This is a genomic window from Flavobacterium sp. LC2016-01 (assembly GCF_009711135.1).
Classification (GTDB): domain Bacteria; phylum Bacteroidota; class Bacteroidia; order Flavobacteriales; family Flavobacteriaceae; genus Flavobacterium.
In genome coordinates this window covers 95,216-107,718 of the sequence record NZ_WMIC01000009.1, presented here as the reverse complement: position 1 = coordinate 107,718, position 12,503 = coordinate 95,216, and the positions used below count along the sequence as shown (strand labels likewise).

Annotated in this window: 20 protein-coding genes; 1 reads left to right on the top strand and 19 read right to left on the bottom strand. The window is 34.9% G+C overall.

Going from position 1 to position 12,503, the window contains the following annotated elements:
• Nucleotides 1–5 precede the first annotated feature (5 nt).
• The 19 genes from rpsH to rpsL form a co-directional block, all read right to left on the bottom strand.
• The gene (gene rpsH / locus GKZ88_RS18005) at nt 6–404 is read right to left on the bottom strand and encodes a 30S ribosomal protein S8 (protein ID WP_029272051.1); all 399 of its coding nucleotides are present in this window, start codon (nt 402–404) and stop codon (nt 6–8) included.
• Nucleotides 405–509: 105 nt separating this feature from the next.
• Nucleotides 510–779 carry a 30S ribosomal protein S14 gene (rpsN, locus tag GKZ88_RS18000; protein ID WP_031456037.1) on the bottom strand — a complete coding sequence of 90 codons (270 nt, stop codon included), beginning with the start codon at nt 777–779 and terminating at the stop codon, nt 510–512.
• Between the two features lie 3 nt (nt 780–782).
• Complete coding sequence (rplE, locus tag GKZ88_RS17995; protein ID WP_017495015.1) at nt 783–1,334, bottom strand: 50S ribosomal protein L5; 552 nt, start codon at nt 1,332–1,334, stop codon at nt 783–785.
• A 2-nt stretch (nt 1,335–1,336) separates the two neighbouring features.
• Nucleotides 1,337–1,651, bottom strand: a complete 315-nt coding sequence (gene rplX, locus GKZ88_RS17990; protein WP_007803650.1) for a 50S ribosomal protein L24 — start codon at nt 1,649–1,651, stop codon at nt 1,337–1,339.
• An 11-nt stretch (nt 1,652–1,662) separates the two neighbouring features.
• Nucleotides 1,663–2,031 carry a 50S ribosomal protein L14 gene (gene rplN / locus GKZ88_RS17985; RefSeq protein ID WP_007803649.1) on the bottom strand — a complete coding sequence of 123 codons (369 nt, stop codon included), beginning with the start codon at nt 2,029–2,031 and terminating at the stop codon, nt 1,663–1,665.
• 2 nt (nt 2,032–2,033) lie between these two features.
• Entirely contained in the window at nt 2,034–2,294 is a 261-nt protein-coding gene (gene rpsQ / locus GKZ88_RS17980; protein WP_007803646.1) for a 30S ribosomal protein S17, read from the bottom strand.
• Nucleotides 2,295–2,311: 17 nt separating this feature from the next.
• Complete coding sequence (gene rpmC, locus GKZ88_RS17975) at nt 2,312–2,503, bottom strand: 50S ribosomal protein L29 (RefSeq protein ID WP_008464297.1); 192 nt, start codon at nt 2,501–2,503, stop codon at nt 2,312–2,314.
• Between the two features lie 12 nt (nt 2,504–2,515).
• On the bottom strand, nt 2,516–2,941 hold the full coding sequence (gene rplP / locus GKZ88_RS17970; RefSeq protein WP_017495016.1) for a 50S ribosomal protein L16: 426 nt from the start codon (nt 2,939–2,941) through the stop codon (nt 2,516–2,518).
• A 19-nt stretch (nt 2,942–2,960) separates the two neighbouring features.
• Entirely contained in the window at nt 2,961–3,719 is a 759-nt protein-coding gene (gene rpsC, locus GKZ88_RS17965) for a 30S ribosomal protein S3 (protein ID WP_008464292.1), read from the bottom strand.
• 5 nt (nt 3,720–3,724) lie between these two features.
• Nucleotides 3,725–4,138, bottom strand: coding sequence for a 50S ribosomal protein L22 (gene rplV, locus GKZ88_RS17960; protein WP_007803631.1), 414 nt, complete (start codon nt 4,136–4,138; stop codon nt 3,725–3,727).
• Between the two features lie 6 nt (nt 4,139–4,144).
• Nucleotides 4,145–4,423, bottom strand: a complete 279-nt coding sequence (rpsS, locus tag GKZ88_RS17955) for a 30S ribosomal protein S19 (RefSeq protein WP_031456039.1) — start codon at nt 4,421–4,423, stop codon at nt 4,145–4,147.
• A gap of 6 nt (nt 4,424–4,429) precedes the next feature.
• Nucleotides 4,430–5,254, bottom strand: a complete 825-nt coding sequence (gene rplB, locus GKZ88_RS17950) for a 50S ribosomal protein L2 (RefSeq protein ID WP_035650459.1) — start codon at nt 5,252–5,254, stop codon at nt 4,430–4,432.
• A 9-nt stretch (nt 5,255–5,263) separates the two neighbouring features.
• On the bottom strand, nt 5,264–5,554 hold the full coding sequence (gene rplW / locus GKZ88_RS17945; protein ID WP_017495018.1) for a 50S ribosomal protein L23: 291 nt from the start codon (nt 5,552–5,554) through the stop codon (nt 5,264–5,266).
• Nucleotides 5,555–5,561: 7 nt separating this feature from the next.
• Nucleotides 5,562–6,191, bottom strand: a complete 630-nt coding sequence (gene rplD, locus GKZ88_RS17940; RefSeq protein ID WP_155103709.1) for a 50S ribosomal protein L4 — start codon at nt 6,189–6,191, stop codon at nt 5,562–5,564.
• On the bottom strand, nt 6,191–6,808 hold the full coding sequence (gene rplC, locus GKZ88_RS17935; protein ID WP_007803612.1) for a 50S ribosomal protein L3: 618 nt from the start codon (nt 6,806–6,808) through the stop codon (nt 6,191–6,193). The genes rplD and rplC overlap by 1 nt, the downstream gene beginning before the upstream one ends.
• A gap of 403 nt (nt 6,809–7,211) precedes the next feature.
• A complete protein-coding gene (gene rpsJ, locus GKZ88_RS17930) occupies nt 7,212–7,517 on the bottom strand; it encodes a 30S ribosomal protein S10 (RefSeq protein ID WP_007803605.1) in 306 nt (101 codons plus the stop codon).
• A gap of 11 nt (nt 7,518–7,528) precedes the next feature.
• Entirely contained in the window at nt 7,529–9,685 is a 2,157-nt protein-coding gene (gene fusA / locus GKZ88_RS17925) for an elongation factor G (RefSeq protein WP_155103708.1), read from the bottom strand.
• Nucleotides 9,686–9,696: 11 nt separating this feature from the next.
• Nucleotides 9,697–10,173, bottom strand: coding sequence for a 30S ribosomal protein S7 (rpsG, locus tag GKZ88_RS17920; RefSeq protein WP_017495022.1), 477 nt, complete (start codon nt 10,171–10,173; stop codon nt 9,697–9,699).
• Nucleotides 10,174–10,197: 24 nt separating this feature from the next.
• A complete protein-coding gene (gene rpsL / locus GKZ88_RS17915) occupies nt 10,198–10,581 on the bottom strand; it encodes a 30S ribosomal protein S12 (protein ID WP_007136570.1) in 384 nt (127 codons plus the stop codon).
• A 167-nt stretch (nt 10,582–10,748) separates the two neighbouring features.
• Here rpsL and GKZ88_RS17910 point away from each other — a divergent pair, with 167 nt between their 5' ends.
• Nucleotides 10,749–12,467 carry a hypothetical protein gene (locus GKZ88_RS17910; protein ID WP_155103707.1) on the top strand — a complete coding sequence of 573 codons (1,719 nt, stop codon included), beginning with the start codon at nt 10,749–10,751 and terminating at the stop codon, nt 12,465–12,467.
• The last annotated feature ends 36 nt before the right edge of the window (nt 12,468–12,503 follow it).

Sequence of the window (12,503 nt, the reverse complement as noted above, 5' to 3'; positions counted from 1 at the left end):
TAAAATTAGTATACGTAACAAATTACTTCACCACCTACATTTAATTGCTTAGCTTGTTTTCCAGTCATCAAACCTTTTGACGTAGAAACAATAGCAATTCCTAATCCGTTAAGGATTCTAGGTAATTTGGCAGCACCTGCGTACTTACGTAAACCAGGTTTACTAATTCTTTGGATATCTTTGATTACAGGCTCTTTAGTATCTTTATCATACTTTAAAGCAATTTTGATTGAACCTTGAACAGTGTTCGTCTCAAATTTGTAACTTAAGATATAACCTTGATCAAATAAGATCTTAGTTATTTCTTTTTTTAGATTAGAAGCTGGAATTTCAACAACTTTGTGGTTTGCAGCCACAGCGTTACGAACTCTAGTCAAATAATCTGCAATAGGATCTGTATACATATGTATTTGATTGCGATTACGGTTTTCAGGAAGCACTATGCTTCCTGAACCTTTAATCAATTAAAATTATTTTTTGGTTTGCAAAAGTAATAACTTATTGCGAGATTACCAAGATGCTTTTTTAACTCCAGGAATTAACCCATTATTAGCCATTTCACGGAAAGTTACACGTGAAATACCAAATTGACGGATATAACCTCTTGGTCTACCTGTTAATTTACAACGATTGTGTAAACGAACTGGTGAAGCATTTTTAGGCAATTTTTGTAAGCCTTCATAATCTCCAGCTTCTAATAAAGCTTTTCTTTTTTCAGCGTACTTAGCTACCGTTTTCTCTCTTTTAACCTCACGGGCCTTCATTGATTCTTTAGCCATGTCTTAATTCTTTTTAAAAGGTAATCCTAATTCAGCCAATAATGACTTTGCTTCCTTGTCTGTTTTTGCAGTAGTAACAAATGTAATATCCATTCCTGAGATTTTGTTTACTTTGTCAATATCAATTTCTGGGAAAATGATTTGCTCCAAAACTCCAAGATTGTAATTACCTCTTCCGTCGAAACCAGTAGCTTTGATACCACTGAAATCTCTAACGCGCGGTAAAGCAGAAGTAATAAGTCTATCTAAAAACTCATACATTCTTTCACCACGTAAAGTAACTTTTGCTCCAATAGGCATTCCCTTTCTCAATTTAAAAGACGCAACGTCTTTCTTTGAAATTGTAGATACTGCTTTTTGTCCAGTGATCTTTGTTAACTCATCAACAGCATAGTCAATAAGTTTTTTATCAGATACAGCTGCACCAACTCCACGGCTCAAAACGATTTTTTCAAGTTTTGGAACTTGCATTACGTTTGTATATCCGAACTCTTCTTTAAGAGCAGAGATTACTCTACTCTTATATTCTTCTTTTAGTCTAGGTGTATATGCCATTACTATAGTACTTGATTAGATTTTTTTGAAAATCTTACTTTCTTATCTCCTTCTACTCTAATACCAACTCTAGTTGTTTCCTTAGTTTTAGGATCAATTAGAGAAATGTTAGAAATTTGAATAGAAGCTTCTTTCTTAACGATACCACCTTGAGGGTTTTTAGCACTTGGTTTTGTATGTTTTGAAACCATGTTTACACCTTCAACTATCGCTTTATTTTTCTCACGGTAAACACGTAAGACTTTACCTTCAGCACCTTTATGGTCTCCAGCAATAACTCTTACGATATCTCCTGATTTTATTTTTAGCTTTATCATCTTAAAACGAATTAAAGCACTTCTGGTGCTAATGATACAATTTTCATGAATTGTTTTTCACGAAGTTCTCTTGCTACCGGACCAAAAACACGAGTTCCTCTCATTTCCCCTGCAGCGTTCAAAAGAACACATGCATTGTCATCGAAACGGATATAAGAACCATCAGCTCTTCTCACTTCTTTTTTGGTACGCACAACAACTGCAGTTGAAACAGCTCCTTTTTTCACGTTACCGTTTGGAGTTGCATCTTTAATAGATACTACAATCTTGTCACCAACAGAGGCATACCTTCTTTTGGTACCTCCTAAAACACGGATAGTTAAAACTTCCTTAGCTCCCGTGTTATCTGCTACTTTTAGTCTTGATTCCTGTTGTACCATAATTATTTAGCTCTTTCTAAGATTTCAACTAATCTCCAACATTTTGTTTTACTTAAAGGACGCGTTTCGCTAATTCTTACAGTATCTCCAATGTTACAGTCGTTTGTTTCGTCGTGTGCAACATATTTCTTTGTTTTCAACACGAACTTACCGTATAACGGGTGTTTTACTTTTCTTACTTCAGCAATAACAATAGACTTATCCATTTTATTTGAAGTAACAACACCTATTCTTTCTTTTCTTAAATTTCTTTTTTCTTCCATCTTTCAGCAGAATACAATTATTGTAACTCTCTTTTAGTTAACTCTGTAGCCAATCTTGCAACTGTTCTTCTAACGCTTCTAATTTGAAGTGGGTTAGCAATTGGAGAAATAGCGTGAGCCATTTTTAGGTCAGCATATACTTTCTTAGTTTGACTAAGCTTTTCTTGCAACTCCGCTGCAGAAAGATCTTTTATTTCTGATTGTTTCATAATAAATATAAATTATGCTTCGAAATCTCTAGCAACGACGAATTTAGTTTTTACTGGAAGTTTCTGAGCCGCAAGACGTAAAGCCTCTTTTGCAACTGATAACGGAACTCCTCCAACTTCAAACATAATTCTTCCTGGTTTAACAACAGCAGCCCAATACTCAACTGCTCCTTTACCTTTACCCATACGTACTTCAAGAGGTTTCTTAGTAATAGGTTTGTCTGGAAATATTTTAATCCATAATTGTCCTTCTCTCTTCATGTAACGAGTTGCAGCGATACGCGCAGCTTCGATTTGACGAGAAGTTAAGAACATTCCATCTTCATGTACAGATTTAATACCAAACATTCCATTAGAAAGTTCATGCCCTCTTTGAGAGTTACCTTTCATTTTACCTTTTTGTACCTTACGGTATTTTGTTCTTTTAGGCTGTAACATTTTTCTTTAGTTTAAAAATTTACTTTCTTTTACGAGCGTCTGGTTTTCCACCTTTGTTAAAGTTAGATTTGCCTCTAGGAGCATCTCCACCTTTACCACCACCTGTACCAGATTGTTTTTTGTCCATTCCAGCAAGTGGAGAAAGTTCTCTCTTACCGTAAACTTCACCTTTCATGATCCATACTTTGATACCCATTCTACCATAAGTAGTGTGAGCTTCAGCCAAAGCATAATCAATGTCAGCTCTGAAAGTTGATAGAGGAATTCTACCTTCTTTGAAACCTTCTGAACGCGCCATCTCAGCACCATTCAAACGACCAGAAATCAAAACTTTGATACCTTCAGCGTTCATACGCATAGAAGCAGCAATAGCCATTTTGATTGCACGTCTGTAAGAAATACGGCTTTCGATTTGACGAGCGATGCTTGTCGCCACAAGATAAGCATCTAACTCAGGTCTTTTAATTTCAAAGATGTTAATTTGAACCTCTTTGTCAGTAACTTTCTTAAGTTCTTCTTTTAACTTGTCTACCTCTTGTCCACCTTTTCCGATAATGATACCAGGTCTAGCAGTAGTGATAGTAACGGTTACAAGTTTCAAAGTTCTCTCGATGATTACTTTTGATACACTAGCTTTTGATAAACGAGCGTGGATATACTTTCTGATTTTGTGATCTTCGGCTAATTTATCACCGTAATCATTTCCACCATACCAGTTTGAGTCCCACCCTCTGATGATACCAAGTCTATTTCCAATTGGATTTGTCTTTTGTCCCATGCTGCTTAAGAATTGCTTTGTGTGTTATTGATAGCTCCAAGCACGATTGTTACGTGGTTAGAACGTTTTCTGATTCTGTGTGCACGACCTTGTGGAGCTGGACGAAGTCTTTTTAACATCATTCCACCATCTACTCTGATCTCTTTAACAAATAAACCAGCTTCTTCTAAATTACCTTCACTATTTTTTTGCTCCCAGTTGTTGATTGCAGATAATAATAGTTTTTCTAATTTTCTTGAAGCTTCTTTAGAACTGAATCTTAAAATGTTAAGTGCTCTTTCTACCTTCTGACCTCTTACCAAGTCCGCTACTAAGCGCATTTTTCTAGGTGAAGTAGGGCAGTTATTCAATTTTGCGAAAGCAATAGACTTATTAGCCTCTTTTCTCGCATCTGCTGTTTCTCTTTTACGAACTCCCATTGCTTCTTATTTTTTACCTTTATTTTTTGCTCCAGCATGACCTCTAAAAGATCTAGTTGGTGAAAACTCTCCTAATTTGTGACCTACCATGTTTTCTGTTACGTAAACTGGTACAAATTGACGACCGTTATGAACTGCGATAGTTTGTCCAACAAAGTCTGGAGTAATCATTGAAGCTCTAGACCAAGTCTTTACTACTCCATTTTTTCCACTTTCTATGTTTTCTTGAACTTTCTTGTCTAATTTATAATGAACGAAAGGTCCTTTTTTTAATGAACGTGCCATATCTTATTATTTCTTTCTACGTTCTACGATATACTTGTTACTCGGGTTTTTCTTAGAACGAGTTCTGTAACCTTTAGCTGGCAATCCGTTTCTTGAACGTGGGTGCCCTCCAGAAGAACGTCCTTCACCACCTCCCATAGGGTGATCAACTGGGTTCATCGCTACTGGTCTAGTTCTAGGTCTTCTTCCTAACCATCTTGTTCTACCTGCTTTTCCAGATACAACTAATTGGTGGTCAGAATTAGAAACAGCTCCAATTGTAGCCGAACAAGTTAACAAGATCAATCTTGTCTCACCAGATGGCATTTTAATTGTTGCATATTTCCCGTCTCTTGCCATTAACTGAGCAAAAGTTCCAGCTGAACGAGCAATAACAGCTCCTTGTCCTGGACGTAACTCAATACAAGATATAACAGTTCCAAGAGGAATTCTGCTTAAAGGTAATGTATTACCAATTTCAGGTTGAGATTCTGGACCAGAAACTAATTTCTGACCAACTTTCAATCCGTTTTGAGCAATAACATAAGTTTTCTCTCCATCAGCATAAGCTAATAAAGCGATAAATGCAGTACGATTTGGATCGTATTCGATTGATTTCACAGTAGCCGGAATTCCGTCTTTAGTTCTTTTGAAATCAATAATACGATATCTCTGCTTGTGACCACCACCCGTATAACGCATGGTCATCTTTCCTTGACTATTTCTACCTCCAGAGTTTTTTATCGGCGCTATCAAAGAGCGTTCCGGCTTATCAGTTGTAATGGCGTCATAACCATTCACAACTCTAAATCGCTGACCTGGGGTAATAGGTTTTAATTTTCTTACTGACATTTTTCTATCTTAGATATTGTTGTAAAAATCAATTGTTTCTCCTTCTTGTACTTGAACAATCGCTTTTTTAATTGCATTTGTCTTTCCACTGATTAAACCACTTTTAGTGTATTTTGTAGTTCTATCCGGTCTCACGTTCATCGTGTTAACTGAAACGATAGTTACTCCATAAGCAGCTTCAACAGCTTTCTTAATTTGAACTTTGTTTGCTTTTTTGTCAACAACGAATCCGAAGCGGTTTAAAACTTCACTTTCTTTGGTTACTTTTTCTGTTACTATAGGTCTAATTATGATGCTCATACTCCTATTATTTGCTTAAATTTTCTTCGATTAACTCCAAAGAACCTTCTAAAAGCACTAAATTATTAGTGTTTAAAATAGCGTAAGTGCTTAATTCTGAGCTAGTTACGACATTAGAAGCCTTTAAATTGCGTGACGACAAATATACATTTTTATTTGACTCTCCCAACACAAATAGAGATTTTTTATTTTCTAACCCTAAAGCTTTCAAAACGTTAATGAAATTTTTAGTGTTTGGCGCTTCAAAATTAAAGTCTTCAAGAACGATGATATTCGACTCTTTTGCTTTGATTGAGAAAGCTGATTTTCTTGCCAATCTTTTTAAAGCTTTATTCAATTTAAATGAATAACTTCTTGGTCTTGGTCCGAAAACTGTTCCACCACCTTTAAACAATGGATTCTTGATACTTCCCGCACGAGCAGTACCTGTTCCTTTTTGTTTTTTAATCTTACGTGTACTTCCTGTCACTTCAGCTCTTTCTTTAGCTTTGTGAGTTCCTTGTCTTTGATTAGCAAGATATTGCTTAACATCAAGGTATACAGCGTGATTGTTTGGCTCAATTGCGAATACTGAATCAGAAAGTTGAACTTTTCTTCCAGTATCTTTTCCGTTGAAATCTAATACTTTTACTTCCATTACTTCTGAATGATTACATAAGAGTTTTTATGTCCAGGAACGCATCCTTTAATAACAAGTAGGTTCTTTTCAGCAACTACTTTTAAAACTCTAAGGTTTTGAACTTTTACATTGTCTCCTCCCATTCTTCCAGCCATACGCATTCCTTTGAATACTCTAGATGGATATGAAGAAGCTCCTACAGAACCTGGCGCTCTTAAACGGTTATGTTGACCGTGAGTTGCTTGTCCAACACCACCAAACCCGTGACGTTTAACAACCCCTTGAAAACCTTTACCTTTAGATACACCTTGTACATCTACAAATTCTCCTTCAGCAAAAATAGAAACATCAATAAGATCTCCTAATTTTTGTTCAGTTGCAAAATCTTGAAATTCAACGACTTTTTTCTTAGCAACAGTTCCAGCTTTTTTAAAGTGACCTAAAGCCGCTTTAGTGGAATGTTTCTCGTTTTTGTCATCGAAACCAAGTTGCAACGCTTCGTACCCGTCAACACCTTTGGTTCTGACTTGGGTAACAACACACGGCCCAGCTTCGATTACTGTACAAGGAATGTTTTTCCCGTTTTCATCAAAAATGCTAGTCATGCCGATTTTTTTACCAATTAACCCAGACATAAATATTAATTATTAATTACTAAAATTCCCTTCAATTTGAAAATAACAGAAATTTCCAAACAGGGAGTGCAAAAGTAGACATTAATTTTGAATATACCAAACGGTTATAAAAATTAAATCGCTCATTATCAAAATCAAAGACTCCAACATAGCGATTGAACAATTTTATTTACTCAAAAAATTAAATTTTCAATCCTTAACCCACAACCAATTCTTTCTTAACAATTACATAATAATTTGCAAGAAAAACATCGGCAACAGCCTAAATAAAAGACTTTTCTACAAAACTGACAGCTTTAATCAAATAAATAAAAACTTCAAAAAATCACTAGATACAAAATCTGTCATAACAAAAAAAGCGAAACATTACTGTCTCGCTTTTTTTTATAAAATATAAAAATAATTATACTTTTATTTCTACTTCTACTCCACTTGGCAATTCAAGTTTCATTAAAGCATCAATAGTTTTAGATGAAGATGAATAAATATCAATCAATCTCTTGTATGACATTACTTCAAATTGCTCTCTCGCTTTTTTGTTAACGTGCGGAGAACGTAGTACAGTGAAAAGTTTTTTGTGAGTTGGCAACGGAATTGGTCCTGTTACAACTGCTCCAGTAGTTTTTACTGTTTTTACGATCTTTTCAGCAGATTTATCTACCAACATGTGATCGTAAGATTTTAGTTTTATTCTGATTTTTTGACTCATTTTCTTAAGAATTAAGCGTTACCTTTTGCTTTTTTAATTACAGCTTCTGAAATGTTAGCAGGCGTTTCTGCATAGTGAGAAAACTCCATTGTTGAAGTTGCTCTACCAGAAGATAATGTTCTTAATGTTGTTACATATCCAAACATTTCTGATAAAGGCACATCAGCTTTAATAGTTTTAGCCCCATTTCTGTCACCCATGTCATTAACCTGACCTCTACGACGGTTGATATCACCTACGATATCTCCCATGTTTTCTTCAGGAGTAATAACTTCCATTTTCATGATTGGCTCAAGAACAATTGCTCCAGCAGCTTTCGCTACTTCTCTATAACCCATTCTAGCAGCTAATTCAAAAGAAAGAGCATCAGAATCGACAGGGTGGAAAGATCCGTCTGTCAAAGTTACTTTCAAACTATCCACTTGATAACCAGCCAAAGGACCAGTTTTCATAGCTTCACGGAAACCTTTTTCTACAGATGGAATATATTCTTTAGGAACGTTACCACCTTTTACCGCATTAATAAACTGTAATCCTACAGGAACTTTACCGTCAACTTCGTCAGCTGGCTCAAGTGTAAATACGATATCACCGAATTTACCACGACCCCCTGATTGTTTCTTGTAAGTCTCTCTGTGTGTTGCAGATCTTGTAAACGCTTCTTTATATTCAACTTGAGGCTCACCTTGGTTTACTTCAACTTTAAATTCACGTTTCATACGATCTACTAAGATATCTAAGTGAAGCTCACCCATACCTGAGATAATTGTTTGCCCTGAAGCCTCATCTGTTCTAACAGTAAATGTTGGATCTTCTTCAGCTAATTTAGCCAAAGCCATACCCATTTTATCAACGTCAGCTTTAGTTTTAGGTTCAATTGCAATACCAATTACCGGTGCAGGGAATTTCATTGACTCAAGAATAATTGGGTGTTTTTCATCACACAATGTATCTCCAGTTTTGATATCTTTAAATCCAACAGCAGCTCCAATATCTCCAGCCTCAATATATTCGATTGGATTTTGTTTGTTAGCGTGCATTTGGTAGATACGAGAAATTCTTTCTTTACTTCCTGAACGAGTGTTCAAAACGTAAGAACCAGCATCTAAACGTCCAGAGTAAGCACGGAAGAAAGCTAAACGACCAACGAATGGGTCAGTAGCAATTTTAAATGCTAGAGCAGCGAACGGCTCTTTTACGTCTGGTTTACGTAAGATTTTAGTTTGATCTTCTTCTAATAATTCAGCATCATCAGGATCAATACCCCAGATACCTTCCTTATCCATTGGAGAAGGCAAATATTTACAAACTGCATCTAACATGAATTGAACTCCTTTGTTTTTGAAAGAAGAACCAGCGATCATCGGGATGATAGCCATATCCATAGTAGCAGCTCTTAAAGCATTGTTGATTTCTTCTTCTGTAATAGAGTTTTCATCTTCCATGAATTTCTCTAATAAGTTTTCATCGTAATCAGCAACTGCTTCAATAAGAATAGATCTGTATTCTTTAACTTCAGCAACCATGTCAGCAGGAATCTCAACAATATCAAAAGTTGCCCCTTGAGTTGCATCATGCCAAATGATAGCTTGGTTTTTTACTAAATCTACAACACCTTTGAAATCATTTTCTTCACCAATTGGCAAAGTGATCGCAACAGCGTTTGATTTCAACATATCACGAACTTGTTGACAAACTGCCAAAAAGTTAGATCCTTGACGGTCCATTTTATTAACGAATCCCATACGAGGAACTCTATATTGATCTGCAAGTCTCCAGTTAGTTTCTGATTGTGGCTCAACACCATCAACAGCACTAAACAAGAAAACTAATCCATCAAGTACACGTAAAGAACGGTTTACCTCTACAGTAAAGTCAACGTGACCTGGGGTATCAATAATATTAAAGTGATATGGTAATGATTCTGGCAAAAGTTTACCTTGCTCAGTTGGAAAATTCCACTCACAAGTTGTAGCAGCCGAAGTAATTGTAATACCTCTTTCTTGCTCTTGTGCCATCCAGTCCATTGTTGCAGCACCATCGTGCACCTCACCAATTTTATGTGACTTACCTGTGTAAAAAAGGATACGCTCAGTTGTTGTTGTTTTACCAGCATCAATGTGAGCAGCAATTCCAATATTTCTTGTATATTTTAAATCTCTAGCCATTTCTTTATGAATTAAAATCTAAAGTGAGAGAAAGCTTTATTAGCTTCTGCCATCTTGTGAGTATCCATTCTTTTCTTAACCGCAGCACCTTCTTCTTTAGCAGCAGCTAAACATTCTGACGCTAAACGCTGTGCCATAGATTTTTCGTTTCTTCTTCTAGAATAAAGTATTAACCACTTCATTGCCATAGAAATTTTTCTGTCCGGACGAATCTGCATTGGGATTTGGAATGTAGCTCCACCAACTCTACGACTACGTACTTCTACGTGAGGCATAACATTTGTTAAAGCATCTTTCCAGATCTCTAATGAAGTTTTCTCATCATTTTGCTTTTTAGATTCGATGATATCAATTGCATCATAAAATACTTTGAAAGCTGTAGATTTCTTACCGTCCCACATTAAGTTGTTTACAAAACGCGTTACCAATTGGTCGTTAAACCTCGGATCTGGTAAAAGTGGTCTTTTCTTTGCCGCTCTTTTTCTCATGTCTTTTTCTTAAAAGTTTTTAAATTACTTTTTTGCTTCTTTTGGGCGTTTAGCACCGTACTTAGATCTTCTTTGCGTTCTTCCCGCAACACCTGACGTATCAAGCGCTCCACGAACGATATGATATCTAACACCTGGTAAATCTTTTACCCTTCCGCCTCTAACTAATACTATCGAGTGCTCTTGTAGATTGTGTCCTTCTCCAGGAATGTAAGCATTCACTTCGTTACCATTTGTCAAACGTACACGCGCAACTTTACGCATTGCAGAGTTTGGTTTTTTTGGTGTAGTAGTGTAAACACGCGTACAAACCCCTCTTCTTTGAGGACAAGAATCTAAAGCAACCGATTTACTCTTCTTAGTTATCTGAGTTCTTCCTGTTCTTACTAATTGTTGAATTGTTGGCATAATTAATACTAAAAATTATTATGTTTATTAAATTCCCGCTTTTTACGGGGTTGCAAATGTATAAAATATTTTTCACTATACAAACGTTAATTCATTAATTTTCAACAACATTATTTAGACTTATGTTTTTACAAACAAACATTAGATATTTGCAATACTTTTAACCAATGAAAAAACAGCTTTTGAAACACTTATTACAAATATTCATCTTTTGCTTTATAAGCTTTTCTGGCTATGCTCAAAATTTTCATTTAACCATAAAAGGAATCAACAAAACTGAAAATCAAATTATTGACTCATTAAGCTACAAGCCAAATCATCTAAATATAAAATCGTTGTTTGAGGAAGTAAAAAACACTTCTGAAAGATTGACTAAAATAGGATACTTAGAAAACAACATCCAAAGCACCACCCGGATAAACGACAGCACTTACAGTTCAACAATACAGCTAAAAAGTCAAACAAAATACATGCATATATATATAGGTATAAATAATTCTTTCTTTTATTCTGAAAAAACAAAAAAAGACACCGTCATTCTTCCTTACAATGAAGTTGAAAATTATTTAAATCAAAAAATAATAGCAGCAGAAAAACAAGGTTTTGCATTAAGCAAAATCAAATTAGAAAATATCCAAAAAAAGAATTCCATAATTTATGCCGACTTAAATTTTAAATCCGAAAAAAAACGAACCATAAATTCAATCATTCTTAATTACACAAATCCTAAAGGAAAGGATTTTTTTCCGAAAGGGCATTTAAAACAACTAAACAAAAAATACCTAAACAAAATTTTCAACCAAGAAACCACACAGCAACTTTATGAAGACATAAACAGTTATGAATTTATTTCTCAAACAAAATATCCTGAAATATTATTCACTACTGATTCAACCAAAATCTATACTTATATAGAAAAAAGAAAAGCAAATACTTTTGATGGCTATATTGGCTTTTCGAACGATAAAGATGAAAAAGTAAACATAAACGGATATGTAGATATCTCCCTCTTAAACACTTTACATGCGGGAGAACAATTTTCTTTGTATTGGAAAAGCGACGGTAATCAGCAAAAGACTTTCAATACCAAACTTGAAATACCATATATTTTTAAATCTTCATTAGGCATAAAAGCTCAACTAAACATATTTAAACAAGACAGCACATTTCAAAACACAAAAACAGCAATTGATTTAGGCTATTACATAAATTACAACTCAAGAATTTATGCCGGATATCAGTCAACCGAATCAAGCGATATTCAAAACACTAATAATTCACAAATCAGCGACTTCAAAAACGCCTATTTCACATCAAGCTTTGATTATAAGAAAATAGACCACGCAAATAATCTTGTTCCAAAAAAAGCTCTTGTAAACTGGATAATCGGCTACGGCCAAAGAAACACTAATTCTTCACCCGAAACAGCTGGATCGAGCAAACAATTTTATACAAACTTAAATGCTTCCTATAATTTCGAGATAAACGACAAGAATTTCATTAACATAAATTCACAAAATTTCTACCTAAACAGCAAGAATTATATTTCTAATGAATTGTTTCGTTTTGGAGGCATGAATTCCATTCGAGGCTTTTTAGAGAACAGCCTCCAATCAAACTTCAATTTTTTAATTTTAACAGAGTATCGATATCGGTTTTCAAAAAACATTTACGCTCACACAATCGCAGATTACGGTGTATACCAAGACTTAACATTGGCAATAAATCCGAACAAAACAAAAAAATTAATTGGATTAGGCTTGGGCTCGGTTTTACAGACACCGAATGGATTACTGAAGATAAACCTTACAAACGGAAGTCAAAACATTAAAGAATTACAATTATATAACACTATAGTAAACATATGTTATAATGTTAAATTTTAGCGGGAACTGAAAAAAGTTTAAACTAATATTAGGATA

Coding starts and splice junctions, on each gene's coding strand:
- rplP (WP_017495016.1), bottom strand. CDS start 2,941: ATGTTACAGCCTAAAAGAACAAAATACCGTAAGGTACAAAAAGGTAAA.
- rplD (WP_155103709.1), bottom strand. CDS start 6,191: ATGGAAGTAAAAGTATTAGATTTCAACGGAAAAGATACTGGAAGAAAA.
- rpmC (WP_008464297.1), bottom strand. CDS start 2,503: ATGAAACAATCAGAAATAAAAGATCTTTCTGCAGCGGAGTTGCAAGAA.
- rpsH (WP_029272051.1), bottom strand. CDS start 404: ATGTATACAGATCCTATTGCAGATTATTTGACTAGAGTTCGTAACGCT.
- rplC (WP_007803612.1), bottom strand. CDS start 6,808: ATGTCTGGGTTAATTGGTAAAAAAATCGGCATGACTAGCATTTTTGAT.
- rpsG (WP_017495022.1), bottom strand. CDS start 10,173: ATGAGAAAAAGAGCGGCAAAGAAAAGACCACTTTTACCAGATCCGAGG.
- rpsJ (WP_007803605.1), bottom strand. CDS start 7,517: ATGAGTCAAAAAATCAGAATAAAACTAAAATCTTACGATCACATGTTG.
- rplX (WP_007803650.1), bottom strand. CDS start 1,651: ATGATAAAGCTAAAAATAAAATCAGGAGATATCGTAAGAGTTATTGCT.
- rplE (WP_017495015.1), bottom strand. CDS start 1,334: ATGGCATATACACCTAGACTAAAAGAAGAATATAAGAGTAGAGTAATC.
- rpsN (WP_031456037.1), bottom strand. CDS start 779: ATGGCTAAAGAATCAATGAAGGCCCGTGAGGTTAAAAGAGAGAAAACG.
- rplB (WP_035650459.1), bottom strand. CDS start 5,254: ATGTCAGTAAGAAAATTAAAACCTATTACCCCAGGTCAGCGATTTAGA.
- fusA (WP_155103708.1), bottom strand. CDS start 9,685: ATGGCTAGAGATTTAAAATATACAAGAAATATTGGAATTGCTGCTCAC.
- rplV (WP_007803631.1), bottom strand. CDS start 4,138: ATGGGAGTTCGTAAAAGAGAAACAGCAGATGCGAGAAAAGAGGCTAAT.
- rplW (WP_017495018.1), bottom strand. CDS start 5,554: ATGAGCATCATAATTAGACCTATAGTAACAGAAAAAGTAACCAAAGAA.
- rpsC (WP_008464292.1), bottom strand. CDS start 3,719: ATGGGACAAAAGACAAATCCAATTGGAAATAGACTTGGTATCATCAGA.
- rpsS (WP_031456039.1), bottom strand. CDS start 4,423: ATGGCACGTTCATTAAAAAAAGGACCTTTCGTTCATTATAAATTAGAC.
- rpsL (WP_007136570.1), bottom strand. CDS start 10,581: ATGCCAACAATTCAACAATTAGTAAGAACAGGAAGAACTCAGATAACT.
- GKZ88_RS17910 (WP_155103707.1), top strand. CDS start 10,749: ATGAAAAAACAGCTTTTGAAACACTTATTACAAATATTCATCTTTTGC.
- rpsQ (WP_007803646.1), bottom strand. CDS start 2,294: ATGGAAGAAAAAAGAAATTTAAGAAAAGAAAGAATAGGTGTTGTTACT.
- rplN (WP_007803649.1), bottom strand. CDS start 2,031: ATGGTACAACAGGAATCAAGACTAAAAGTAGCAGATAACACGGGAGCT.